Source organism: Campylobacter concisus (assembly GCF_003048575.1).
Taxonomy (GTDB): domain Bacteria; phylum Campylobacterota; class Campylobacteria; order Campylobacterales; family Campylobacteraceae; genus Campylobacter_A; species Campylobacter_A concisus_U.
The window spans coordinates 19,932-44,735 of sequence record NZ_PIRZ01000005.1 but is presented as its reverse complement, the minus strand read 5'-3'; the positions used below and the strand labels follow the sequence as shown (position 1 = coordinate 44,735).

Annotated in this window: 26 protein-coding genes; 15 read left to right on the top strand and 11 right to left on the bottom strand. The window is 37.8% G+C overall.

Annotation, left to right across the window (positions count from 1 at the left end):
• Nucleotides 1-8: 8 nt before the first annotated feature.
• Nucleotides 9-968, bottom strand: coding sequence for an SLAC1 anion channel family protein (locus tag CVS84_RS06885; protein ID WP_107691682.1), 960 nt, complete (start codon nucleotides 966-968; stop codon nucleotides 9-11).
• 83 nt (nucleotides 969-1,051) lie between these two features.
• Between CVS84_RS06885 and CVS84_RS06880 the strand changes: the two genes are divergently transcribed.
• The 12 genes from CVS84_RS06880 (at nucleotide 1,052) to glyS (ending at nucleotide 11,078) form a co-directional block, all read left to right on the top strand.
• Nucleotides 1,052-1,696 (top strand): Crp/Fnr family transcriptional regulator, encoded by a 645-nt coding sequence (locus CVS84_RS06880; protein ID WP_107691681.1) that lies wholly within the window; start codon nucleotides 1,052-1,054, stop codon nucleotides 1,694-1,696.
• 84 nt (nucleotides 1,697-1,780) lie between these two features.
• Entirely contained in the window at nucleotides 1,781-3,118 is a 1,338-nt protein-coding gene (locus tag CVS84_RS06875) for an NAD(P)/FAD-dependent oxidoreductase (RefSeq protein WP_107691680.1), read from the top strand.
• Nucleotides 3,119-3,128: 10 nt separating this feature from the next.
• The gene (locus CVS84_RS06870) at nucleotides 3,129-3,290 is read left to right on the top strand and encodes a DUF2892 domain-containing protein (RefSeq protein WP_021091464.1); all 162 of its coding nucleotides are present in this window, start codon (nucleotides 3,129-3,131) and stop codon (nucleotides 3,288-3,290) included.
• 4 nt (nucleotides 3,291-3,294) lie between these two features.
• Nucleotides 3,295-3,477 (top strand): DUF2892 domain-containing protein, encoded by a 183-nt coding sequence (locus tag CVS84_RS06865; RefSeq protein WP_107691679.1) that lies wholly within the window; start codon nucleotides 3,295-3,297, stop codon nucleotides 3,475-3,477.
• Between the two features lie 123 nt (nucleotides 3,478-3,600).
• The gene (locus CVS84_RS06860; RefSeq protein WP_107691751.1) at nucleotides 3,601-4,080 is read left to right on the top strand and encodes a 3-isopropylmalate dehydratase small subunit; all 480 of its coding nucleotides are present in this window, start codon (nucleotides 3,601-3,603) and stop codon (nucleotides 4,078-4,080) included.
• 3 nt (nucleotides 4,081-4,083) lie between these two features.
• Nucleotides 4,084-5,151 carry a 3-isopropylmalate dehydrogenase gene (gene leuB / locus CVS84_RS06855; protein WP_107691678.1) on the top strand — a complete coding sequence of 356 codons (1,068 nt, stop codon included), beginning with the start codon at nucleotides 4,084-4,086 and terminating at the stop codon, nucleotides 5,149-5,151.
• Nucleotides 5,148-5,393 (top strand): hypothetical protein, encoded by a 246-nt coding sequence (locus CVS84_RS06850; protein WP_087586446.1) that lies wholly within the window; start codon nucleotides 5,148-5,150, stop codon nucleotides 5,391-5,393. The genes leuB and CVS84_RS06850 overlap by 4 nt, the downstream gene beginning before the upstream one ends.
• On the top strand, nucleotides 5,390-5,806 hold the full coding sequence (locus CVS84_RS06845; RefSeq protein WP_107691677.1) for a CiaD-like domain-containing protein: 417 nt from the start codon (nucleotides 5,390-5,392) through the stop codon (nucleotides 5,804-5,806). The genes CVS84_RS06850 and CVS84_RS06845 overlap by 4 nt, the downstream gene beginning before the upstream one ends.
• Entirely contained in the window at nucleotides 5,766-6,953 is a 1,188-nt protein-coding gene (locus CVS84_RS06840; RefSeq protein WP_107691676.1) for a CCA tRNA nucleotidyltransferase, read from the top strand. The genes CVS84_RS06845 and CVS84_RS06840 overlap by 41 nt, the downstream gene beginning before the upstream one ends.
• Nucleotides 6,954-7,027: 74 nt before the next feature.
• Nucleotides 7,028-7,507, top strand: a complete 480-nt coding sequence (locus CVS84_RS06835) for a tRNA (cytidine(34)-2'-O)-methyltransferase (RefSeq protein ID WP_107691675.1) — start codon at nucleotides 7,028-7,030, stop codon at nucleotides 7,505-7,507.
• Nucleotides 7,504-8,907: an endonuclease/exonuclease/phosphatase family protein gene (locus CVS84_RS06830; protein WP_107691674.1), complete on the top strand. Its 1,404-nt coding sequence runs from the start codon at nucleotides 7,504-7,506 to the stop codon at nucleotides 8,905-8,907. Before CVS84_RS06835 ends, CVS84_RS06830 begins: the two co-directional genes overlap by 4 nt.
• A gap of 152 nt (nucleotides 8,908-9,059) precedes the next feature.
• Complete coding sequence (gene glyS / locus CVS84_RS06825; protein WP_107691673.1) at nucleotides 9,060-11,078, top strand: glycine--tRNA ligase subunit beta; 2,019 nt, start codon at nucleotides 9,060-9,062, stop codon at nucleotides 11,076-11,078.
• A gap of 47 nt (nucleotides 11,079-11,125) precedes the next feature.
• On the opposite strand, the gene CVS84_RS06820 is transcribed toward glyS, so the two are convergent.
• The 6 genes from CVS84_RS06820 to alaS form a co-directional block, all read right to left on the bottom strand.
• A complete protein-coding gene (locus tag CVS84_RS06820) occupies nucleotides 11,126-12,697 on the bottom strand; it encodes a phosphoethanolamine transferase (RefSeq protein ID WP_107691672.1) in 1,572 nt (523 codons plus the stop codon).
• Between the two features lie 75 nt (nucleotides 12,698-12,772).
• The gene (locus tag CVS84_RS06815; protein ID WP_107691671.1) at nucleotides 12,773-13,060 is read right to left on the bottom strand and encodes a ComEA family DNA-binding protein; all 288 of its coding nucleotides are present in this window, start codon (nucleotides 13,058-13,060) and stop codon (nucleotides 12,773-12,775) included.
• A gap of 9 nt (nucleotides 13,061-13,069) precedes the next feature.
• Nucleotides 13,070-14,998: a transglycosylase domain-containing protein gene (locus CVS84_RS06810; protein WP_107691670.1), complete on the bottom strand. Its 1,929-nt coding sequence runs from the start codon at nucleotides 14,996-14,998 to the stop codon at nucleotides 13,070-13,072.
• Complete coding sequence (maf, locus tag CVS84_RS06805) at nucleotides 14,995-15,537, bottom strand: septum formation inhibitor Maf (protein WP_107691669.1); 543 nt, start codon at nucleotides 15,535-15,537, stop codon at nucleotides 14,995-14,997. Before maf ends, CVS84_RS06810 begins: the two co-directional genes overlap by 4 nt.
• Nucleotides 15,534-16,034 (bottom strand): 3-isopropylmalate dehydratase, encoded by a 501-nt coding sequence (locus CVS84_RS06800; protein ID WP_107691668.1) that lies wholly within the window; start codon nucleotides 16,032-16,034, stop codon nucleotides 15,534-15,536. Before CVS84_RS06800 ends, maf begins: the two co-directional genes overlap by 4 nt.
• Complete coding sequence (alaS, locus tag CVS84_RS06795; RefSeq protein WP_107691667.1) at nucleotides 16,031-18,589, bottom strand: alanine--tRNA ligase; 2,559 nt, start codon at nucleotides 18,587-18,589, stop codon at nucleotides 16,031-16,033. The genes CVS84_RS06800 and alaS overlap by 4 nt, the downstream gene beginning before the upstream one ends.
• 167 nt (nucleotides 18,590-18,756) lie before the next feature.
• On the opposite strand from alaS, the gene CVS84_RS06790 reads away from it, so the two are divergent.
• The 3 genes from CVS84_RS06790 to CVS84_RS06780 are packed head-to-tail and all read left to right on the top strand — an operon-like array spanning nucleotide 18,757 to nucleotide 21,090.
• Nucleotides 18,757-19,626 (top strand): Gfo/Idh/MocA family protein, encoded by an 870-nt coding sequence (locus tag CVS84_RS06790; protein WP_084042049.1) that lies wholly within the window; start codon nucleotides 18,757-18,759, stop codon nucleotides 19,624-19,626.
• On the top strand, nucleotides 19,626-20,579 hold the full coding sequence (hemH, locus tag CVS84_RS06785) for a ferrochelatase (protein ID WP_107691666.1): 954 nt from the start codon (nucleotides 19,626-19,628) through the stop codon (nucleotides 20,577-20,579). Before CVS84_RS06790 ends, hemH begins: the two co-directional genes overlap by 1 nt.
• A gap of 49 nt (nucleotides 20,580-20,628) precedes the next feature.
• On the top strand, nucleotides 20,629-21,090 hold the full coding sequence (locus CVS84_RS06780) for a hypothetical protein (RefSeq protein WP_054196859.1): 462 nt from the start codon (nucleotides 20,629-20,631) through the stop codon (nucleotides 21,088-21,090).
• Between the two features lie 53 nt (nucleotides 21,091-21,143).
• Here the strand turns inward: CVS84_RS06780 and CVS84_RS06775 are convergent, their stop codons facing one another.
• From CVS84_RS06775 to CVS84_RS06760, 4 genes are read right to left on the bottom strand one after another with little or no spacing between them, the layout of a single operon-like run.
• The gene (locus CVS84_RS06775; RefSeq protein ID WP_103623901.1) at nucleotides 21,144-21,611 is read right to left on the bottom strand and encodes a phosphatidylglycerophosphatase A; all 468 of its coding nucleotides are present in this window, start codon (nucleotides 21,609-21,611) and stop codon (nucleotides 21,144-21,146) included.
• 8 nt (nucleotides 21,612-21,619) lie between these two features.
• Complete coding sequence (locus tag CVS84_RS06770) at nucleotides 21,620-22,801, bottom strand: sulfate adenylyltransferase (protein ID WP_107691665.1); 1,182 nt, start codon at nucleotides 22,799-22,801, stop codon at nucleotides 21,620-21,622.
• Nucleotides 22,779-23,669 (bottom strand): response regulator, encoded by an 891-nt coding sequence (locus CVS84_RS06765; protein ID WP_072594670.1) that lies wholly within the window; start codon nucleotides 23,667-23,669, stop codon nucleotides 22,779-22,781. Before CVS84_RS06765 ends, CVS84_RS06770 begins: the two co-directional genes overlap by 23 nt.
• Nucleotides 23,666-24,784 carry a bifunctional 2-C-methyl-D-erythritol 4-phosphate cytidylyltransferase/2-C-methyl-D-erythritol 2,4-cyclodiphosphate synthase gene (locus CVS84_RS06760; RefSeq protein WP_107691664.1) on the bottom strand — a complete coding sequence of 373 codons (1,119 nt, stop codon included), beginning with the start codon at nucleotides 24,782-24,784 and terminating at the stop codon, nucleotides 23,666-23,668. The genes CVS84_RS06765 and CVS84_RS06760 overlap by 4 nt, the downstream gene beginning before the upstream one ends.
• Nucleotides 24,785-24,804 lie beyond the last annotated feature (20 nt).

The following is a 24,804-nucleotide window of genomic DNA, read 5'->3' as shown; positions in this document are numbered from 1 at the left end:
AGCTAAGGCTATTTTTCCGAAAAAATTTCGCCGTTTATTATAGATTTAACCGTTAAAAATCCAACTATCAAAATCGAAGCGACTAGAGCCGTAAAAGCGCCGACGCCTAAAACTAAATAAAAATCGCTTTGCATAATTTCGTAAGCTTTTAAAAACGCTATGGAGCTAGCGGCCGTCGGAAAGGTAAAAGCCCACCACGATAGGGCGAATTTGAGTTCAATAAATCTTTTATACGAAAAAAGTATAAGCGCCGCGAAAAATACGTTTATATTAAGCAGTATCGCCGCAAAAGCGTCGAATCGCTCGGTTAATTTTACGTATCCCAAAAACGCCATAGCCGGCGGCGCTAGCGTAATGACTAGCGTCGGGACGAATTTGTCGGCTAGCTTATCGCAAAAAACTAACCTATAAAATATAACGGCGAATAAAATAATCCAGAAAAATAACCCCAAACTAAAATAATACCAGATCGCTTGAGATTTTTCGGCTATGATCGGGATTAGCAAGTTGCCCACTACGGGGATAAACCATGCCGGATTTAGCATCGCGATATCGAATTTTTCGTCGATCCAAAAAGAAATTACGTAAAGCGTAAAAATCGTTTGTAAGCCTAAAGCCGCGTAAAAAAGCGAGTAGTATAATCGCGGCGCGTCTTTGTAGGCTAGAGCTAAAAGAAAAAGCGAGATGATAAATCCGCCGAAAAAATTTACCTTTATGGGGTGCGAAAATTCGGCCTTTACCTCTTCTTTAAATTTTAAAAGCTTAAAGAAGTAAAACGCCGAAAGCAGGCAAAATACCGTGCAGTCTAGCGCTCTAAGCGCCGAGAATATCTCGCCGGGTAAATCAAATATCTCGCTTAATTTCTTATAAGCCGCGCAAAGCCCTCCAAGCCCCATAGTACCGGCAAAAAGCATAATCGGTAGCGATTTTATTTTGCTTTGCGAGTCGTTTTGCTTAACGTCGTGCATTGTTTTTCTTTTCGTATTAAATTTTTATGCAATATTACCTATAATAAGGTTAAATTTTTGTAACGAAGTCACGAAAGGGCAAAATGCTAAGCGAAGAGTTAAAAGAAATTTTGCGCGAGAGATTTACGAATAATTTCGATCTAGCAAGCGAGGATCTAAATGCGATCTTTGATAACGCGTATCTAAAAACCGTAAAAAAGGGCAATATATTTTACTCCGGAAACGATTGCTTCGGATTTATACTTATACTAAAAGGCGTTTTAAGGGCGTTTGTGTCGTCTAGCGCAAAGGAAATAACGATATTTAGGCTAACTAAAGACGAGAGTTGCGTGCTGTGCGATACGTGTTCTATAAATTCGTTAGAAAATAAAGTAAGCGTCGAAATCGAGCAAGATAGCGAGATTATCGTTATTCCGGCACGAATTTACAAGCCTCTTAAAGAAAAATATCCAAGCATTTTAAATTTTACTCTAAAAATCGTAGCCGATCGGTTTGCTAGAACCATAAACGTTATGGAGCAAGCTTTATTTTTGCCGCTTTCGGCGCGGATTATGAATTTTTTATCTCAAAGCATCGAAAATCTAAACGAAAATTTTATAAAAATAACTCACGAAGAGCTGGCGAATCATCTAGGAAGCGCTAGAGAAGCGGTATCTAGGGTGCTTAAAGAGCTTGAGAGAAGTGGGCAAATAACGCAAAGCCGCGGCGAAATAAGGCTAGTTTCTTAAAATTCTCGTTTTAAGGTAACTTTGTTACGGAGAGGACGGCCTTTTTTAGGTAGCATTTCATAAACTCGTTTGAAAGGAGAATTTATGAAAGGACTGCAAAGAAGAGACGCTTTAAAGCTAATGGGGGCCGCGGGACTAGCCGCGAGTATGAGCGGTTGCTCGGCAACGGGCGGCGAAAACGACGATATAAATTCTAAAATCGTCATAATGGGCGCGGGACTTAGCGGTATCGCGTTGGCGGCTAAACTTAGAAGAGATATGCCTAACGCCAAGGTAATTCTCGTGGATAAAGACGAGAAATTTTACTACCAGCCGGGCTTTACGCTAATCGCCGTCGGAATTTACGAAGCTAGCGACGTCGTTTACGAAAAAGCGGATTATATCCCGCAAGGAGCCGAGTGGATACGCAAAAACGTATCGGAAATAAAGCCCGAAGCCAATCTACTCGTCCTAGACGACGGGAGCGAACTGGGGTATGATTATCTAATCGTAGCAAGCGGCGTGGAATACGACTTTGAAGCCGTTAAGGGGCTAAGCTTAGAGGATATTAACGATACGAGCGGCAACATATCCTCCGTCTACACTCTACAAGGCGCCGTAAAGAGCAACGAGCTGATGAAAAAATTCTCTCAAAACGGCGGCGCGGCTGTATTTTGCGATCAAAAAACCCCGATGAAATGCAGCGGCGCAAATAAAAAAGTAACTTGCATGAGCGAAGATAGGCTGAGGTTGGCCGGCAACCGCGATAAAGGCAGCGTTAATCTTTACGTCGGCGGCGGCAAGCTTTTCGGCGATCCGACTTATGCCGCGGCGATGACTCAAATAATGATAAAAAGAAAGATAAAATTTAATCTTCGCCACCAAATCGTAGCCGTCGATAAAAGCTCAAGTACCGCTACTTTCGAGTTTTGGACGGCGTATAGGCAAAACGGCGAAGATAAAATCGCATCCGAGCTAATCGACGTAAAATACGACTGGCTTCACCTGCCGCCTAAGCAAAAAGGAAGCGAAATTTTAGCTCGCGCCGGCCTAACCAAAGAGGGCGACAAGCTAAATTTTCTAGCCGTCGATAAATACAGCCTGCAAAGTACAAAATTTAAAAATATATTCGGTATCGGCGATATTTGCGGATTTGCGTCCGGCAAAACGGGGGCTAGCGTTAGGAAAATGTATCCGATCTTAGCTAAAAATTTAGCCGATACGATAAAAGGACGAGAACCTAGCGAGAAATTTACCGGATATACGGCTTGCCCTTTTATCACCAAATACGGCAAGGCCATAATGGTAGAGTTCGACTGGGAGGGGACGGCTCCGACGTTGGAGTGCTTCGGCGCTACTAGAGAGAGCTACATGAGTTGGCTGGTTAAAATTTACGGATTTAAACCTATGGTTATGAACGGAATGCTAAAAGCTTTAGCTTAAAGGAGATAAAATGAGCGTTTTAGATAAAACTATACGTTTGATTATAGCGGCGATTTGGTTTTTTATTTTCGGATTTATTTGCGACTGCTGGTTGTGGACGGTCGGGCTAATTCCGCTTTTAACGGGATATTACGGCTACTGCCCGCTTTATAAAATTTTTAAAAAAAGGTAAAAATATGGTAAGCGTAAAAAGTAGAATTATTAGGGTCGTACTGGGGTTAATTTTTATGGTAGCGGTTTGGTATTTTTACGAGAGCTACTGGGCGTTAATCGGGTTAATCCCGATTATCGTCGGCGTTACGGGTTTTTGCCCGGCGTGTAAATTCCTAGGCAGGTGTTCTTTAAATTTAAAAAAATAAAAGGGGCGTTTAACGCCCTTTGCCTTGCCCTTTAGCCGTTTGGGCCGCAAATTTTATTCGCCGTTTGATGAATTATTTAGCTACTTTTGGCTAAAATCTCGAAAATTTAAAAAAGGCGAAACTATGAATAAAGTTTGGAAATTCGGCGACAATATCGATACCGATATAATTATCGCCGCCAGATACTTAAATACTTCCGACGAAAATATCTTAGCAAAACATATAATGGAGGACGCCGATCCTAATTTTAGCGCCAAGATAGATAAGGGCGACATTATCGTAGCGGGCGAAAATTTCGGCTGCGGTAGCTCTCGCGAGCACGCTCCTATCGCGCTTAAAGCTGCCGGCATTGGTGCGGTGATAGCTAAAAGCTATGCGAGAATTTTTTATAGAAATAGCTTTAATACGGGACTTTTGATACTTGAAATCAAAGAAACGGACGAAATAAACGAGGGCGACGAACTAAAAATAGACGTAGATAACGGCGCGGTCGTAAATCTAACCAGCGGCAAAGAGTATAAATTTAGCCCTATACCGCCGTTTATGCAAGAGCTTCTAAACGCCGGCGGACTTATAGAATACGCAAAAGTAAAGTTGGATTAAATAATGAGAGAATATAAAATTTGTGTTATAAAAGGCGATGGCATCGGCCCTGAGATCATAGATGAGGCGATAAAAATTTTAGATGTTGTTAGCGCTGAGTTTGGGATAAAATTTGAGTACGACTACAAGCTTATGGGTGGTGCAGCTTATGATGTATTTGGCGTGCCTTTGCCAGATGAGACGCTTAGTTCTGCTCTAAGCTCAGATGCTGTGCTTTTTGGAGCGATCGGCGGCGAGAAATGGGATAGCCTGCCAAGACATCTAAGGCCAGAGAGTGGGCTTTTAAAGATTAGAAAAGAGCTTGAAGCTTATGCGAATTTACGCCCAGCCATTGTTTTTGATGAGCTAGTGGATGCTAGCACGCTAAAGCCAGAGGTTTTAAGAGGCGTTGATTTTGTCGTGATTCGTGAGCTAACAGGCGGACTTTATTTTGGGCAGCCACGTGAAAAAGGCGAAGATAGAGCGTTTAATACGATGATTTATTCTAAAATGGAGATAGAGCGCATCGCAAAGATCGCTTTTGAAACAGCAATGCTTCGCAAGAAAAAGGTCTGCATGGTCGATAAGGCAAATGTGCTTGAGACAAGTCAGCTTTGGCGTGAGGTGACTAGCGAAGTGGCTAAAAATTACCCTGAAGTAGAGCTTAGCTTTATGTATGTGGATAATGCGGCGATGCAGTTAGTAAGAGCGCCAGCAAATTTTGACGTCATACTTACTGAAAATTTATTCGGCGACATCTTAAGTGATGAGGCTAGCATGGTTTGTGGCTCGATAGGACTTTTGCCAAGCGCTAGCATGGGCGGCAAAGTGGGAATTTATGAGCCAATACACGGCTCAGCTCCAGACATCGCAGGGCAGGGCATAGCAAATCCAATCGCAACAATTTTAAGTGCAGCTATGATGCTAAGATACGCACTTAGCGAAAATGACGCCGCAGATGCGATAGAAAATGCTGTTAAAGAGGCGCTTGAAAAAGGCTATAGAACAAAAGATATCGCTGCTTTTAACGCAGTTGAAATTTGCTCAACTAGCGAGATAGGCGATGTTATCGCAGGATTTATCAAAAAATGAAAAACACAATCACTGAAGCACTAATCTACGAAGCTCAGGGGCTAAAAGATGATGCACTTGAAATTTATAAAAATATCTTAAAGCAAGATCCGTCAAACAAAGATGCCCTTGGCGCGATAAATCGCCTGAGCGGACTTCGCAAAGAGCGAGCGATAAAAAACGAGCAGATGAAAGAGTTTTTTATAGCGATGAAAAGTGATGAAGAGATAAATGAATTTAAAAGGTGGTTGATAAGATTATGAAACTTGATGATATTGCTAGAATGGCAATCAGTGAGGTTAGTGCTGAGCTTGAAAAAATAGAAGCATTGCAAAGTAAAAAGCAAGAAGAGCTTGAGCGAGAGAATTTAAAAAAAGAGCTTTTGGCAATAGAAACAGAAAAAGAGATAGCGGAAAATGAGCCAAATCTTGAACTAAATTTAGAAGCTTCAAAAGAGTTTGAGCCAAAAGTTGAGATAGAAATTTCTCCAAAAAGCAGAGAGATAAGCGAAGAGGAAATTTTTTTAGCAAACCTTGCTGAACGCATAGAAGTGCTTTTTGAAGGGCTTAAACAAACTAGTGAACAAAATCTTGCTTCAAGGCTTGAGCTAACGACAAAATTTTTAGAATTTACCCTTGCAAATATCGAAAATAGACTCCAAAATCTCTCAAAATAAGCCATTAGACGGCTTAAAAAATGAGATAAAAATCAAAAATGAAATTTATAAAAATAGCGAGCTAGACTTTTTTAGATCGCTATTTGCTCCATTTACTTCACGTGTCTATCTAGTTGGTGGCTGCGTGAGAGATGCGTTCTTGGGGCGAGAAATTTATGATTACGACATCGAAGTTTATGACATTGAGCCTACTAAATTTAATGAGCTAATGGCTAGCATAGGCGCTAGCGGAGTTGGCAAAAGCTACTTTATCTACAAATACAAAAACTACGACATTGGGCTTCCAAGAAGCGAGAGCAAGACTGGAAATTCACACAAGGACTTTGCAGTAAGCTATATTAACGATCCAAAAATTGCGAGCCTTAGGCGAGATTTTACGATAAATGCCATGATGATGAATATCTTTAATGGAGAAATTTTAGACTTTTACGGCGGGAAGCAAGATTTAGCAAAAAAGACATTAAGGCACATTGATAGTGAAAAATTTAAAGAGGATCCACTAAGGGTGCTTAGAGGAGTGCAGTTTAGCGCGAGGCTTGATTTTAGCATAGTTAGTGAGACGCTAGCTCTTATGAAAAGCCTTAGTTTGGAGCATCTAAGTAGAGATAGGATAAATACTGAGCTTATTAAATTCTTTCGCGCAAAGCATCTTGAAAAAGGAGCTTGCTATCTTTTTGAGCTTGGACTTTTTAAAGAAATTTTTGGCGTACAAATTTATAAAGATGATGAGTTTTTGGCTGAGCTAAAAAGTGCTAGAAATTTCGTGGATGATGAGAGATTATTTTTATATCTATTTTTTGGAAAATTTGAGTCCAATGCAAAAGAAATTTTAGAGAAAATACGCCTGCCAAAGAGCTATTTTTCTATCTTAAAAGAGTCTTATTTTAAGCATATGCCAAGCGATAAAGAGCTAATGCAAATTGCCCTAAATATGCCCATAAAATCATGGCTTGGAGCTTATAATAAAGAGCGAATAGAGCGTGCAAAGAAGCTTGGAATTTATGAGCTAAAATTTGACGCGAAAGTCGATGTGACAGAAATTTTATCAGCTGGTTTTAAAAACGAAGAGATCGCAAAAGAGATAAAACGTAGGCAAGAGCTTGAAATTTCAAAATATCTAAGCGAGCGTAAGCTCAGAAAAGATTAGTCTTTAAAACTCTTAAAAGCCCATTTTGGCTAAAATAGGCTAGTTTATAACACTTTTTAAGGCAAAGAAAGCTTATGTTTAACATAGTCCTGGTTCATCCTCAGATACCGCAAAATACTGGAGCTATCGGTAGAATGTGCGTTAATGCAAATTTAAAGCTGCATATCGTTAAGCCCACTGTGTTTGATCTGAGTGAAAAGGCTGTTAGACGAGCAGGGCTTGACTACTGGAAAAATTTAAATCCAAAAATTTGGGATAGTTTGGAAGAATTTTTAGAAGCAAACTTAAACCACAAGGATAGATTTTTCTTCGCTACCACAAAGACAAATAGGCTTTACTGCGAGGCCGAGTTTAAACCGGGAGATTTTATATTTTTTGGTGGAGAGAGTACTGGGCTGCCAAGAGAATTTATGGATATAAATTTTAAAAACGCCATAACCATACCAATGGGAAAAGAGGGCAGAAGCTTAAATTTAGCTATGAGTGCTGGTATTATCGCTTATGAGGCGATCAGGCAAAATATCACTGAATTTGACTTTAGGAGTGAGATTTGAGAGTAGTTTTTGCTTTGCTTTTTACCATTTTGGTGGCATTTGCGAGTGAAATTAGCATTGCAACTTATAATGTGCAAAATTTATTTGATTGCAAAGATGATGGTAGCGAGTATCTTGATTTTAAAGTAGGCGTATCAAAGTGGGACTGCGAGGCGGCTGATTCAAAACTACAAAGAACAAGACAAGTTATAAATGCACTAAATACAGACATTATCGCACTTCAAGAGATCGAAAATGAGCAGGTTTTAAAAGCTCTGGTAAGTGATAGCGAGTATAAATTCGTTAGTTTTACAAAGGAGAAAAATTCGCCTGTTGGGCTTGGGCTTATTTCAAAGTTGCAGCCAAGTGGCAGTGAAGTTTTTAAAGTTTCAAACGTAAAGACGAGAAATATTTTAAAGGTTATTTTTGAGACGGAAGGCAAGAAATTTAGCGTATTTGTAAACCACTTTCCAACTTATAAAAATGGCATAAATATGCAAAAAAAGGCCGAAAAAACGTTAAGAACGGCTCTGGGTAAAGAGAAAAATGCAATTATTTTGGGTGATTTTAACTCGCCCTTTGGACAAAAATCCATCCTAAATGACATCATTGCAACGAGAAATTTTTATGATCTTTATAAAGAGCTTGAACCAAAAGATAGATATTCTCACGCAGTGCATGGCAAAAAAAGAGCGATCGATCATGTTTTGCTTTCACCTAGCTTTATGGAAAATGGCGATCTAAGCTATGTTAGTGGTAGTTTTGAAGTCTTTAAACCAAGCTTTGCAGTCGATGAAAAAGGCTTTGCAAAGAGTGACCTTTATTCGGATCACTTTGCATTAAAGTTTAAAATTTCAACTGATCCAAGTCCAGTGAAAAAAGGCTTTGTGAGTAAAATTTTTAAAAAAGATGAAAATAAAGCCAATAAAAAAACAAGCGAGCAAAACTATAAGACGGCTGATGTAGATACACTTTTTGATCATCCAGGGGCAGTACCAGTCGTGATTGAAAAAGCGGTTGTTATCTTAAAAGATAAGCATGGCTTTATTATCTCGAAAAATCACCGCGGAATTTATGTCTATGATTCTAAAAATAGCGTTATTGTAGGCGAAGAGCTAGATATTTTAGTAAGGCGAATGAAAATTTATAAAGATGCGCTTGAAGTCAGCTCTTATGAGATTATAAATGAGCATGGCACAAAAGATATTAGCGAAAATTTACTAGATGCATCGCAACTAAGTGAAGCTAGAAGTGGCGATGTCTTTGCTGAAATTTCGGGCAGGCTTGAGAGAGGCTATCTGCATACACCATACGGTAAGATCAGGGTTTATAGTAAGAAAAAGCTAAAAGATGGCGAGTATAGTTTTGAAAATGCGAGAGTTAAAATTTACAAGAGAGAAAACCAAATCGTTGTGGAGTAGAGAGTGCAAATTTTAGATATTTTTATGATTACGGCGTTTGTTTTATTTCTTATTTTTATGATAAGAGGCGTCATTTTGCAGTCACAAGAGAAGGAGAGGGCAAGAAAAATGGTAAGAGAAAAAAGAGAAAATTTTAATAAAAAGAGTGAAATATGAAAGAGTTATTACTAGAGATCGGAGTTGAAGAACTTCCAGCGATACCCTTTTTAAGGGAGCTACCAAATATCAATGCTAAATGGCAGGCTGTGCTTGAAAAATATAATCTTGTAAGTCCTTTTAAATTTTATTATACGCCGCGTCGTTTGGTCTTTTTTCATGAGAAATTTCCACGATCTCAGCCTGACAGCGTGGTTAGCTTTATCGGTGCGCCAAAGCAAGTGGCACTAAAAGACGGAGCTTTTACAAAGGCAGCACTTAGCTTTGCAAATAAATGCGGTATAGATGAAAGTGAGCTTAAATTTAAAGAGATAGACGGCAAAGAGGTGCTTTACTATGAAAAAGAGGTAAATGGTGAGCCGGTTGCCAAGATAATGGGCGACATGGTCGAAGAGTTTTTAAAGAGTCTTAACTTTGGCAAGTCTATGCGCTGGGGTAACGGCGAGTTTGAGTTTATCCGTCCGATAAGATCGTTTTTGTGTTTACTTGGCGATGAGGTCATAAAATTTAATAAATTTGGCGTAGAGAGCGGTGATTCAACCTATCCACATAGAAGTATCAGCTATGACAAGATAAAAATTTCAAATATAAAAGAGTATTTTGAAGGCTCAAAGAGCCGTGGTATCGTGCTTGAAGCAGGCGAGAGAGAAAAAATAATCCTTGATGAGTTTGAAAAAATTAGCCAAAAAAGCGGGCTAAAGATCGAAATCGATAAAGACTTGTTAGCTGAAGTCGTGGCGATCACTGAGTATCCGACAGCACTTCTTGGCTCGTTTGAAGAGGAATTTTTGGAGGTGCCAAGTGAGGTCATTATCACTTCTATGAAAGAAAATCAGCGCTACTTCCCAGTCTTTAAAGATGGCAAGCTAGCAAACGGCTTTGTAGTCGTAAGTAACGCCATCACAAAAGATTACTCGCTCATCATTAAGGGCAACGAAAAGGTGCTAAGAGCAAGGCTAAGTGATGCGATGTTCTTTTGGCAAAGCGACCTAGCGCACGAATTTGGCCCAGAAAAACTAAAAAATATAACTTACCTAAAAGAGCTTGGAAGTATCTACGAAAAAGAGCTTAGAGAGCTACAAGTGGCTAAAAAGCTTGCTAGCAACTATGACGAGCTACTCGAAAAAGAAGCTGGCGAGTATGGAGCCAAGCTTGAGCGAGCCGTGATGTTAAGTAAGGCTGATCTTACAACTCAGATGGTTTATGAATTTACCGAGCTTCAAGGTATCATGGGCGCTTACTATGCAAAGGCAAAAAACGAGGATGAAGACGTCGTTTTAGCTATAAAAGAACAGTATTTGCCAGACGGCGAAGAGGCGCAGTGCCCAAGTAAGGTGTTTAGCTCGGTTGTAGCGCTTTCAAATAAGCTTGATACGCTAATGGGGCTCTTTAGTATCGGCAAAATCCCAAGCGGCACCAAAGATCCATACGCTCTAAGACGTGCGGCTAATGGGGTGATAAAGATCGTTTTGGCGCATGATTTGAAATTTAATGTAAAAGAAATTTTAGAAAATATCGCAAAAGACTACAAGAAATTTGATGTTGGAGTGCTTATAAATTTCATCCTTGATAGGCTCTATACCTTCTTTGATGCAAATGCTTCTATCGTAAAAGCGTGCATAAAAAGCGGCGAAAAGGATATCTTGGAGCTAACAAAGATGATAGAGGCACTTGCTAAAATTTCTAGCAAGCCAAATTTTAGAGAGAACTTCTCGACATTTAAACGCCTTGCAAACATCATAAAAGATGATAAATTTAGCAAGGTGAACGAGAACCTCTTTGAGATAGATGCTGAAAAAGCCCTAAATGATGCGTTTAAAGCGGTTGATAAGAGCCTAGCATACGAGCCAAGGCTAAAGGCGCTATTTGCTCTAAAACCGCAGATAGATGAGTTTTTTGACAAAGTTATGATAAATGTTGAAAATGAGAAAGTACGAAACAATCGCGTCGCAATAATCGGTCAAATTTATAGTGAGATACTAAAAGTAGCTGATATAAAAGAGATCAGCTTTTAAATTTGCGCCAGCTTCAGGCTTTGTTGCCTAGGCTGGCTTTAAATTTACTACCTAAAAATATCAAATTCTGACTCGTAAGCCTTAGTTTTAACACCAAAATATCTAAGAACTGAGCTAAATATAAAATCATGAGAAAGACTCTCATCTCTCTTACTTCTTAGCCTTTTTAAAAGCTCACTATCGCTTGAAAAGACGATGGCTGGGATGTGTTTTTGCTCATCTGGAGCGATGGAGTAAGGTAGACCATGTAAATATATATCATTTTCGCCTAGACTCTCTCCATGATCTGAAAAAAAGAACATGGCAACTTCAAATTTATCTTTTCTTGCTTCAAGAGCGTTTATCAGCTCGCTTTGTAGGTAGTCCTCATATAAAATGGTGTTGTCATAGGTATTTGCTATCTCATCTGGGGTGCATTTATTTAGCTCGGCGGTGTCGCACGTTGGGGTAAATTCTTTAAATTTGCTTGGGTAGCCTTTGTAATAGATAGGGCCGTGTGAGCCTTGAAGATGTAGCACGATAAAGGTGGTGGAATTTGCATCTTTGATGACTTTTTTGGCCTCATCAAATATCACTTCGTCAAAGCCTTCTGCTCTATGATCTGAAGTATGGTTTTGATCAAGATTGTCACAAATACCCTTGCAGCCGCCGCTATTGTTATCAAAAAAGTATGTTTTTATGCCAAGCTTATTGATGATATCAACTAAATTTTCACGAGCTTTAGCTTCACGGTTACTAAAATTTTCTCGCTTTAAGTCTGAAAATAAGCAAGGCACACTAGTCTCTGTGGCTGTTCCACATGAGTAGAAATTTGTAAAACTTACCACATCTTTTTGTTTAGTAAATTTATTCGTATCGTTTTTGGCGTAGCCATTTAGTGAGTAGTTTCTGCTCCTTTGTGTCTCGCCAACTATCAAAACTAAAATTTTCTTTTTATCATTAGCTAGTACCGCATCATCTGCTACATAAGTAAAAGGTAGTGGTTTTTGTATGATCGATTTTACTAGCTTTGCAGCCGAGTAGATGGGATAGTATGGGAGCAATGCGGTCCTTAAATTCGAATGCTCTCTAAAAAATGGTATAAAAATTTTAGACGTTAATGAAAATATGATAGCTATCGCAACTATAGAAAATGAGATAATTTTTACTCTTAATTTAAGCTCATTTTTGAAATTACCATAGTTAATTTTTACAAATACTACATATACGCAAGGTAATAAGGTTGTAAAAAATATCCAAAAAACTAAACCTGTGCTAAAGTAACTAAAAGCTTCTTTGGTATCGGTGTGTAGGACATTTAATAACATATCTTTATCTATAATAACACCATATGCTTGCATAAAGTAAGCAGATATGCCACTTGCTAAAATCAAAATAATTGCAACTGGCTTTAGCAAAAAAGGCACAAATAAGATACAAAAAATACTAGCGAAAACTAAGATAAAGACAATTGCAAATATAAGAAAAAAGAATATAGAAAAAGAGAATTGATTATTTTGTAGAAAGCCTGAAAGAACGCCTTTGTATAAAAATATATAATTTATAAAAAATATGTAAGCAGTAAATAAAATCAGAAACTTTAAAAAACTGATACTTTTAAATTTATTAATATTTAGCACTTTTCAGCCTTTATAAAAAGCTATAATAATAGGACTCAAGTGTAAATGGCTAGAAATTTCAAATAAAAAATAAGATTATTTTTTCTTGCCTTTGGAGTTTTTTGCTTCAGATTTTTTGACTTTCGCATTATCTTTTATGCTAAGTTTTTCTTTAACTTTTTGCATATCGTTAAAGCCAATACCTTGGACTTTTTCAAGCTCATCGATGCTTTTAAATTTATGGGCTTTTCTGTATTTTATAATGTTTAACGCTTGACCCTTACTTAGCCCAAGTTCCATTAACTCGTTTTTGCTGGCTGTATTTAGATTAGCACCATATGCAATACTTGCGACTACTAAACAAAGTAAAATTTTAATCCTCATCTTATCTTCCTAGAATAATAATCCATCATTTTCTTGATCTTGTATGATGTCATTTGCCGGTATATTTTGAGGTAGTGGCGAGTCGTTTGTGTAGTATTCGTCACTGCCTCCATAATAGCCTTTATAAACACCATCTGGCTGCTCAAATGCACGTCTTAAAGTAGGATAAAGCTTAATGTAACCTTCCATAAATTTCTTAAACACAGGTGCGGCTGTTCTACCACCACCCTCAATCTTTTTCATAGGACTGTTGTCGTCATTTCCGTACCATATTATCGCTTCGATATCGGGAGAGTAGCCACAAAACCAAGCATCGATGTTATTGTTTGTTGTGCCAGTTTTACCTGCTATTTGGATACCGTTTATTTTAGCATTGCGTCCAGTGCCGTTATTTACGACATTTTGAAGCAAGGTAGTCATCAAAAATGCCTGCTCAGGTTTTAGTACTTGCTTTCTTTGTGGTTCATAGTCCATCGAAGCCCCAAAGCTATTTTCTATATGCTTAATAAGTGTTGGCTCAACCATCTCGCCCTCATTTGGGAACATCGAGTAAAATTTTGCAAAGTCAAGTGGCGAAATCCCAAAACTTCCAAGTGCGATAGATAAATTTTCTGGGATATCGTTAAAGCCCATATCTGTAAGCTGTTTTCTAACTGAGCTAAGACCAAGGTCGTTTAGCAAATTTATGGTTGCGAGGTTACGCGACTGGGTTATTGCTGATTTTATAGTGATGTAGCCTTGAAAGCCACCACTATAATTCTTTGGTGTCCACTCTTTGCCATTTCCCATGTCAAATGTCCTGGCGATATCAGCCACTTGAGAAACAACTGAGTATCCGCTATCAAGTGCTATTTGATAGATAAATGGCTTAAAACTAGATCCTGGCTGGCGCTTGCTTTGAGTGGCGCGGTTATAGCTGCTTTTTGCGTAGTCAATACCGCCAATCAGTGCCAAAATTTGACCACTTTGTGGATGAGTGACTACTATAGCTCCATTTAGGATTTCTGCATTTGCTTTTTTATCGCGTTTTAAAATTTCATTGTAGCCATATACTAGAGCTTCTTGAGCGATCTTTTGAACATTTAGATCAACTGTGCTTTGTATCTTATAACCACCAGTTTTTATATCGTCAAATTTCTTTGAGGCCTCTTTTATTATCTCATCGACTACGTAAGGAGCTTTATTTCTTGTGAGTGTATCGTCAAAGACCGCTGGCTCTTCAAGCACGCCCTTGCGGTACTCATCCTCGTTTAGCCAGCCGATGCTATACATTCTCTCAAGTACTCTATTTGCACGGCTAAGTGATAGGTCAAGGTGCTTTGTAGGATCATAAGTGCTTGGAGCCTTTGGCAAGCCAACTAGCATGGCAACCTCTTTTATGCTTAGCTCATTTAGCTCTTTTCTAAAATATCCCTCAGCTGCTGTTTTTATGCCGTAGTAACCATGTCCAAAATAGACGTGATTTAGGTATCTTTCGATGATATCTTCTTTGCTAAGCTCGCTTTCAAGCTTCATGGCAAGCACGATTTCTTTTATCTTTCTTGTAAATTTCTTCTCACGGCTTAGAGCCAAATTTTTAATGAGCTGTTGTGTTAGTGTTGAAGCACCCTCGACCAGCTTTCTAGCTTTAATATCTTTTATGGCAGCTCTTGCCATAGCTTCTACGTTTATGCCGCCGTGCTCAAAGTAGCTCGTATCCTCGATAGCCACGAGTGCTTCGATGACACGCGGCGGGATGTCGTTATATTTTACATAAATTCTATTTTCTTCAAAGATATTTGCAATGAGTTCGTTGTTTCTATCAAAAATTTGCGTTGTAAGCTTTGGTTTATAATCAATAATAGCGTAAGCATCAAATCTAACTTGCGAATAAAAATATAAAAATGCTCCGCCAAGTGAAATGGCAACTATAAAGATAAATGCCAGGATATATTTCATAAAAATGCCTTTAATATTTTTAAATTTAGCCCCATGGCTGTGCTGGTCTCACCGTGCTGGGAGATGATATATTTTTTATTAAAATTTTCTATCGTCATGGCTCCAGCCTTGCCTTGCCACTCATTATTTTTTATGTATTCATTAAGGTCATGCTCGTCAAATTTTTTAAATTTATACATAGTTTTACTTACGTTTATAAGCTCAAATTCACCTAAAAATATCATCGCCGTATAGACGCTGCATTCGTTGCCACTTTGTAAATTTAGCATGGCAATCGCTTCTTTTTCATCCTTTGCTTTACCTAAAATTTTATCTCCACACGCTACACAGCTATCTGCAAAGAGTAAATTTTTAAGAGCTATATTTTCTTTTAAAAATTGCTCTTTTTTGGCTTTTACGACGTTTTGGACATAAATTTCAGGCTTTACTTTTTTTTCTATCTTGCTCTCGTCAAACTGGAAAGAAATTTGAGTGAAATTTATGCCAGCATCTTTTAATAAATTTGCCCTTGTTGGCGAGCTTGAAGCGAGTGTTATCATAAAAATACCTTATAGCTTATGCCAAGATAAATAGCTGCTAGGGAAGCTAATAAATTTAGCGGTGTGAAGTAATAAATTATAACGATCAAACTCTCATTTAGCTCGATCATTTCATGCGATCTTAGTGCTTTTAAGGCCTTTTTGTATCTATAAAATATATAACTTAAATTTAATAACAAAAATAGTTCTATTGCACATTTTGTTGCTACCATTGCACTTGCCATAGGATTTGTCAAATCTGCATCATAAAATCCAAAAATTATAACCACACTTGTCGCTATCACGCAAAGGATTAGTATGAAAATCGCAATGCCAAAGCGTCTTATAATGTGAAGTAAGATGTGGTAGCGTTCTTTGTCTTCAAATTTATTTTTTATAAAGTAGCTTCCAACAAGCACAAGACCGGCTTGTAGCCCCACAAAAAGAGCTACAAAGCATACATGCAAAAATAGTACTACTTGGTCAAATTTTATAAAAGCTATATCGTAATGACTCATTTTTCTAAGGCTTGCCTTGCGTACTCAAGTGAGTCTTTTATCGCATCTTCTATCATCGATGCATCTTTGCCACCGGCTGTTGCAAAGTCATCTTTGCCACCGCCATTGCCACCTAGGATTTGCGCTGCAAATTTTACCCAAGCACCAGCTTTTAAAGGAGCATTTTTGACTCCAGCTGCAAGAGAAATTTTGCCACTCTCATCGGCTTGGATTAGCAAAATAGCAGCACTTTCATGCTCATTTTTAAACTCATCTATCAAGGTTTTTATATCTCCACCATCTACGCTTGTGACGCAAAGCTTGGTTTTATTTATATCTAAATAGACTAGCTCATGAGAATTTTTAGCATTTTTTAGTTTGTCTTTTAAAACTCTTAGTTCATTTTTTAGCTTTTTGACCGCATTTAGTGGCTCAGTGCTCTTTAACTCATCTTTTAACTCATCAAGCTCAGCTCTAAATGATCTTGCTAAATTTAGCGCAGCCCTTGAGCAAACAGCCTCTATACGCCTAACGCCAGCACTTACGCCGCTCTCTTTTGTGATGAAAAACGATCCGATCTCGTCTATATTTTTTACATGTGTGCCACCGCAAAGCTCTTTGCTGACGTCGCCAAAGCTCACAACTCTTACTTTGTCGGCATATTTTTCGTTAAATAGCGCGATAGCTCCGCTTTTTTTAGCCTCTTCAAGCCCCATAACCTGCGTTTTTGCATTTGCACCGTCTAAGATCCACTCATTTACAAGGTTTTCGACCTTTGAAATTTCTTCGCTAGTAAGTGCTTTTGGATGAGAGAAGTCAAACCTTAGCCTATCTGCTTCTACACTTGAGCCAGCTTGAGCGATATGCGTGCCAAGCACGTTTCTAAGGGCTGCATGAAGCAAGTGTGTAGCACTGTGGTGACGTGCGATCTGGGCTCTATCACTGCCAACTTCAAGCTCTACTTCATCGCCAACTTTTAGCGCTGCATTAGTTTTTACTAAAGATAAATTTAGTCCATGAAATTTCTCAGTATCAAGTACATTTGCTTTGCCTACTATCTTACCGCTATCGCCACACTGACCACCGCTTTGAGCATAAAATGGAGTGACATCAAACATCGCCCAGCCCTCTTTGCCAGCATTTAGGCTATCAACGTTTTTAAATTCTTCATCAAGTAGGGCTAGAATTTTACTTTTACTTTTAAGCTCTTCGTAGCCTATAAATTTATTCTCGCCAAATTTCTCAAGTAGCTCTTTAAAATCGCCCTTTGCACTCTTATCGCCACTACCTTTCCAAGCAGCTTTTGCACGTGCTTTTTGCTCGCTCATAAGCTCATCAAACCTTGCCTCATCGACTTTTAAGCCTTTTTCTCTAAGCATATCAGCTGTTAGATCAAGTGGGAAGCCAAATGTGTCATAAAGCTTAAATGCAGCCTCTCCGCTAAAAATTTCTTTTGTATTTTTAAGCTCGCTCTCAAATAGCTCTAAACCGCTTGCAATAGTCGCTAAAAATCTCTCTTCTTCAAGCTTTATCTGCTCTTTTACAGCCGCTTTTTTCTCATTTAAATAGGTGTAGTGCTCGCCCATAAGCTCGCAAACTTTATCGACAAGCTCATACATAAATGGCTCTTTTATGCCTAGCAAGTATCCATGGCGGATCGCACGGCGTAAGATACGGCGAAGCACGTAGCCACGGCCTTCTTTGTCAAATGTCGTACCCTGAGCTAGCAAAAATGTAACCGAGCGGATGTGATCGCTTATGACGCGGTAGCTAGCGCCACTTTCATAGATGTATGGTTTGCCACAAAGCTTTGCTACTTCGCTAATTAGTGGCATAAAAAGTGTGCTGTCGTAGTTGCTAAATTTACCTTGCAAGATAGCAGTAACGCGCTCAAGTCCCATACCAGTATCGATGCTTGGCTTTGGTAATGGGCTTAGTTTGCCATCGGCGCTTCTTTCATACTGCATGAAAACAAGGTTCCAGATCTCTAAAAATCTATCACCGTCGCCGCCCATGTAGTCCTCAGGTGTGTTAAAGTGTTCAGCGCCTTGATCGTAAAAAATTTCACTGCAAGGACCGCATGGTCCAGTATCGCCCATCTGCCAGAAGTTATCGTGGTCACCAAAGCGGTAAATTCTCTCTTTTGCGATGTGAGTGCTCCAAATTTCAAATGCTTCATCGTCGCTTTCATGAACGGTTACATAAAGTTTGTCTTTTGGTAGTTTTAGTACTTCTGTTACAAATTCCCAAGCGTAAGCGATCGCCTCTTTTTTGAAGTATTCGCCAAAGCTAAAATTTCCTAGCATCTCAAAAAATGTGTGATGGCGCGCTGTGTAGCCGACGTTGTCAAGGTCGTTGTGCTTACCACCAGCTCTTATGCAGGTCTGACAGCTAGTGCGAATAGGTGGTGTTGGGCGTGGCACTTCGCCTGTGAAAATGCTCTTAAACGGCACCATACCAGCATTTGTAAAAAGTAGTGTTGCATCGTTTGGCACGAGTGGCGCTGAAGCTACGACTTCGTGACCTTTTGATTTAAAAAAATCAAGATATGCCTTTCTTATATCTAAATTTTGCATTTTTATCCTCGTTAGTTTTAAATTTTGCTCGATTTTAGCTAAAAATCGTTTGTAAATTTATAAAAAAATACAAAATTAATTTTTGCTTAATATATTTTATAAATTTATTTGTTTAAAAGCGATTTGCAATTAAAATAGCCTAAAAATTTATAACTAAAAGGTCTTTAGTGAAACTCAAAATTGGCATTGTTGGATACAATCTGGTTGGCAAGCGGCACTATATGGAGCTGAGGCGTTCTGACAAATTTGAAGTTTGTGGAGTTTTTGATAAAGAAAATAGAGATGATGCTTGCAGAGCTCCGTTTTTTGATGAGTTTAAAAAATTTATAGAAGTAGCCCAGCCACAAGCTGTCGTACTTTGTTTGCCTCAACATGAGATCGTAGAGGCCTTTTGTCAGTGTGCAAAATATTGCCAAAATATCTTGATTTCAAGGCCAATATTTAAAAGTGTAAGCGAGCTAAAAGAGATAAAATATGCTTCAGTGGTAAATAAAGTAAGGGTTTGCACTGGCGTTGATGAGCGCTTTAACCCGACTATTGTTTCATTAAAAAAGGCACTTTTAAAAGAAGAAGAAATTTATAGCATTTCAATTGCGCATTTTAGACCACTTTGTGAAGGAAATATTATAAACGAACTTTCGCTTTGCGATATAGACCTTGCGAAAAATTTAGTAGATAGTGAAATTTGCAGCTTTTTTTATACTCAGGCAAATAAAACAAATACCAAAATATGCGACAATGTTGGAATAAACATTAAAATGAAAAATCAAATTTTGGTGAGTATTACTGATTCTTTTTGTGGATCTTTAGAGCGTTTTAAAATAGAAGTAAATGCCAAAGAAGGTGTTTATTTTGGTGATCTTATTGATTATAAGCTTCATAGAGTCAATGAAAATGGGCAGATGAATTTAAAAACCGATCCCATAAATAATGAGATAAAAGCTCAATACGATGCTTTTTATGATCTTTGTCAAAGCGGCGAAAGTAGCGAGCTTTCAAGCATTGATGATGCGATAAAAATCAAAGAGCTATTCTGATGAAAAAGGCACTTTTGCTTTTGAATATGGGTGGGGCAAATAGCCTTGCTGATGTAGAAATTTTTCTAAAAAATATGTTTAATGATCCTTATATTTTGGGTATAAAGAATAAATTTTTAAGAAAATTTGTAGCTTTTATGATCACAAAAGGTAGGCTAAAAACGGCTAGGCATAACTACGAACAAATAGGTGGCAAATCGCCTATTTGTGAGCTTACAGCTAAGCTTTGCGATAAAATTTCAAGCTTACAAAATGAGTTTGATGCAGTTGATTTTGCGATGAACTATACTTCACCATTTGCAAAAGATGTGCTTAAAAAATATGAAAATTTTGATGAGATAGTGCTTTTGCCACTTTATCCTCATCATTCACAAACTACGATAACTTCGAGTTTAGATGATTTTAAAAAAGCAAAAGATGAGTTAAAGGTAAAGGCTAAAATTTTGCTTTGTGGGCCATTTTATGATGATGAAATTTATAATAAAATCATAATCTCGCACATAAATGAAGCTATAAATAATATAGATATAAGCGATGTGGAGCTTATCTTTTCGGCTCATTCGTTACCTCAAAAAATTATCGATAAAGGTGATGTCTACGAAAAACATATAAATGAGCATGTGCAAATTCTAAGCAAAATGATAAAAGATAGTGGACTAAACTTCAAAGAGATAAATTTAGCCTATCAATCGCGTCTTGGGCCTGTAAAATGGTTAGAGCCTTCACTAAATGAAATTTTGGCAAAGTGCAAGAGTAAAAAGGCCCTTATCTATCCACTCTCTTTTTGTATTGATAACTCTGAGACTATTTTTGAGCTAGTTATTGAATATGCAAAGATCGCAAAAGAGCTAAATTTTAGCTTCTACAAGGTTGTTTGGTGTCCAAATTTTAGTAATGAGTTTGCTAGTTTTATCTTACAAAAAGCAAAAACAGCCAAAGAGATTAACTTTTAGGAATAAATCTTGCTTATAAAATATATCTCAATACAGTAAAAGGAGATATATGAAAGTACAAAATAACGACATAATCGATTATTTATTGCAATCAGGCTCAAGCAAAACTAAAGATAAAAAAAATAGTTTTGACGAAATTTTAAGCCTTGCTATGGATAAGATCGCAAGCGATGCAAAAATTTCAGATAAGATTGAACAGTTTAAAAAAAGGCTTACTGAAATCGGCGCAGTTGGTTTTATAAGCGAGCTAAATTCTAACAAAATAGAAGAAAAAATAGCCCAAAAGAAAAAGGAGCTAACTGAACTTCTAGGCATAGATGATCCCGCAAAAACACAGGATCAAAAAAATGAGCTGCTTAAGATAATGGATAAAATTTTAAGTGATTACCGCAAAGAGCTAAATGTAGCACTTGCTAATCAAGCTCTGCTAGAGAAGCAAAAAAATCTTAATAGTAAGAGTAGTAGCTCGGTTAATCTAAGTTCTGTTTTAAATGAGCTAGGACTTGCTTAAAATTTATATAAAAGATATTTAAGCCTATATAACTTTGCCAAAAATCTATATTTTTACGGCAAAGTTATGCCAAATTTTATAGCAGCCCCGTATATTATTGCGCTAATTATTCCAGCAAAAAAACCAGCTACCATATCATCGCCCATTACGCCAAGGCCACCTTTTACATTGCGGTCGATCCTACCTATTATCGAAGGCTTTTTGATATCAAGCACTCTAAAAAACACAAGCGAGAGTACGAGTTGAGAGATAGTAGCTCCGCTAATGGCAATAGCAAGCCAAACTCCAGCAACTTCGTCTATAACGATAAAACTTTCATCGTGAGAATTTACCTTTTTTTCAAAATCATCTATAACACTAATGCTTACCAAAAACAGCAAAATGCTAGCTAATAAAAGTGTGGTTGAAGATAAAAAATAAAGTACGAAATAAGCTACCACTGCACCAGCTATAGAGCCCCAAGTGCCAGGTGCTTTTGGCAAAAGTCCAAATCCAAAAAAAGTTAAAAATAGTTTTTGCATAAATTTCCTTAAGTCATCGATGATGTTTGATAAAGCTTCATAAGCTCTTCGTAAAAGTCGCGGTCAGTTTTGTTTTCAAGCAGTCCTGAATTTACAAAAAGGTCATCGCAAAGCTTTTGCACGTCTTTGAAGCGATTTGTAAAGAGTTTGCTTAAAACTAGTGCAGAAATTTCTGGCCTCACAAGAATGGCTGGTGGCATAATGCCGTTAAATAGCAGCTCCTTGATAACATCTGGATGATATTTGATCTGATGGTGTTGTCCGTGCGGGCAACTTTTGGTACTAACTAGCGTCTTGCATTTGTTGCAATAAACTAGCTCTGGCAGCACGATTACCTCTAAATTTAGGTCGTTTTTATAAATATCAAGAATCGTATGAGCTTCATTGTGATCAAAAAACATTCCAATCCCTGAGTGGTTTTGTCCGATGACTAGCTTATTTGCTCCAAATCTTGAAGCAGCGATGCACTCAAGTGTAGGATTTGCATGTGAGCTAAAAAGAGTCGTATTTTTTAGAGCAAAGACAAAGACCTTTTTTATCGGCAAATAATTTTGTATAAAATAGCCTAGCACTTGCTTTCTAATCTCGTAATCAACGTGCTTTTCTTCTCTTGTTCGTATTAAAAAAATGATTACTAAATCAGCCTTGTCAATAGTCATTCTAACAAGGCGCTCGTGAGCTCTATTAAATGGATCAGCCGTTAAAAAGACAGCCGTTATCTTTTTAGCGCCATCTTCTTTTATTAGATCGTTTAGTGCATTTTTGCTTATTTGCATACTTTTATCATAAAGCTCAAATTCGCCACTAATGCCGTATTTACCTAAATTTAGCTCTTTATCATTGCTAGCTTCGTTTGCTAAAAATATATTTTTAGCTCTCATGCTCTCGTCAAATTTAAAGACCTTAGCAACATTGATGTGCCCAACGATCTTACCATCAAGACTTAGATTTACCTTTTGTCCAGGAGCAAGCTTGCTAGTAATATTTTGATTTAGCTCGCCAAATGGAGCGAATCCAAAAGAATACGGCATCGGCTCGCCATTAAAATAGCCTTTCTTACTCACCTCTTTTATCTGTTCATCATCCATAAGCGAGTCGTAATCTGAGAGAATCTTATTTTTTATTAGCTCCAAAGCACCAAAAACTTCGGTATTTATAGAAATTTCACTATTTTTTCTTGCTGACGTCATATTTCTTTCTCTTTTCCCAAAGTGATTTTCTAGAAATTCCAAGCTTCTTGCTAAGTTCTGTATCAGGGAATTTATCTTGATAATTAACGATTATGTACTTTATATATTCATCGATTGTAACAATCTCGTCGATATTAAAATTTTTATCGCGTCCTGAAAGCTCCAGCTCGTCAAATGGTGCTTTTTGTGCAAAATCGCTAGTTGAGATTGCAACCTTTTTCTTTTTGCAAATTTCTAAAATTTTCTCTTTTTCTTCTTGTTTTAGCTCCTCTAAATTTGTCATATAGATTAGCTCATCACCATTTTTGGCTAGTGCCTTTTCAAGCTCAGAGAAACAGGCTTTGCCTAAAAATAAAAATGGCAATTTGCAAGCTTTTACGTAGCTAAATATAAATTTATCGCTGTATCCGCTTTTACTTGATTTTAAAAGCAGTGGAAATTTTATCTTTTTTGCTTCAAAGCTAGAAATTTCGTACTCTTTTAAAGCGTAATTTACGTAGCTTTCATAGTTTTTGATCTCGTTTTTGAAATTTCTAAATTCCTCAAAATGCTTTATCTTTCTAACTAGCTCTTCTATCATAAATGGCTTTTGGATGTAATCAACCGCACCTGCCTGAATCGGTTTTAGCACAGTGTCACTGTTGATATAAGCGATTAATAAAATGATGATAGAGCTTTTAAATTTTTCAATAACAGGGTAAAAATCCTGTCCTGGAAGTGTGGTAGAAAGTAACACTACATCAAAATTTTCAAACTTCAATGCTTCTTTTACGCTTTTAGCGATCTCGCAATCGTAGCCAAAGTCAGCTAGTTTACTAGCCATCGAGCCAGCTAGGTAAATTTCATTTTCTACTATTAAAATTTTCATATTTGCTTCCAGTTGTAAAATTTAAGGCTTGCACTTGCCATTACAGCGATCCCTTCGCATCTGCCTACAAAACCAAGCCCTTCAGTAGTCGTTGCCTTTACATTTATGCGGCTTTGGCTTAAATTTAGAGCTTTTGCTATGTTTGCCTCCATTTTTGACTTTAGTTTTGAAATTTTTGGTTTTTGTGCCATTATCGTGATATCAGCGTTTGTTAGCACAAAGCCCACACTTTGCACCCTTTTATAAGCTTCCTCAAGCAAGTAAATGGAGCTAATATCTTTAAATTTGGCATCCGTATCAGGAAAAAGCTCGCCTATGTCGCCAAGCCCAGCAGCTCCCAAGATAGCATCCGTTAGTGCATGAAGTGCTACGTCGCCGTCGCTGTGAGCCTTTAGTCCAAACTCATAGTCGATCTTCTCGCCACAAAGAATCAAAGGACGACCTTTTTCAAACTCATGCACATCAAAGCCGTTTCCAACAAAGACTTCATTTTCTGGCTCTTTTAAAGCAGAAATTTTGGCAAGATCCTCTTTGTAAGTGATCTTTCTTGCCATCTCATCGCCTAAAATTTGCCAAACGCTTGCGCCAATGGCTCTCATAGCTGAGCTATCATCTGTGTAAATTTCACCGCCGCTAAGAGCTTTTTTAAGAAGTGCTGTGCGAGAGAGTTGTGGTGTTTGGATAAGTTTTACCTTATCTCTATCAACCACATTTTCGCCAAGATAAGCGGTGTCTGCGATCTTTAGCGCTGGAGCTACACAATCAGCCTGAGACGCAGCTTCGATGATTTTGTGAAAAAGCTCGCTTGAGATACAAGGGCGAGCGATGTCGCTAACTAGGACAAATTCGCTATTTACTAATTCAAGCGCGTTTTTTAAGCTATCTTGTCTGGTTTCACCGCCATCAACAAATTTATAATTTGGAGCAAATTTTGACATATATTTGCACTCTTTGCTAACGACAATGATCTCTTTAAATGTGTAAAAGTTACTCAAATTTTTAGTGGCAAATAGCCAAAGTGGATCGCTTCCTATTCGAAGCCATTGCTTCTTTACTGGTAGCTCAAAACGGCTAGAATTTCCAGCTCCAAGCATTATAAGTGATATATCAAGCAAGGTAGCTCCTTTTAAAAATT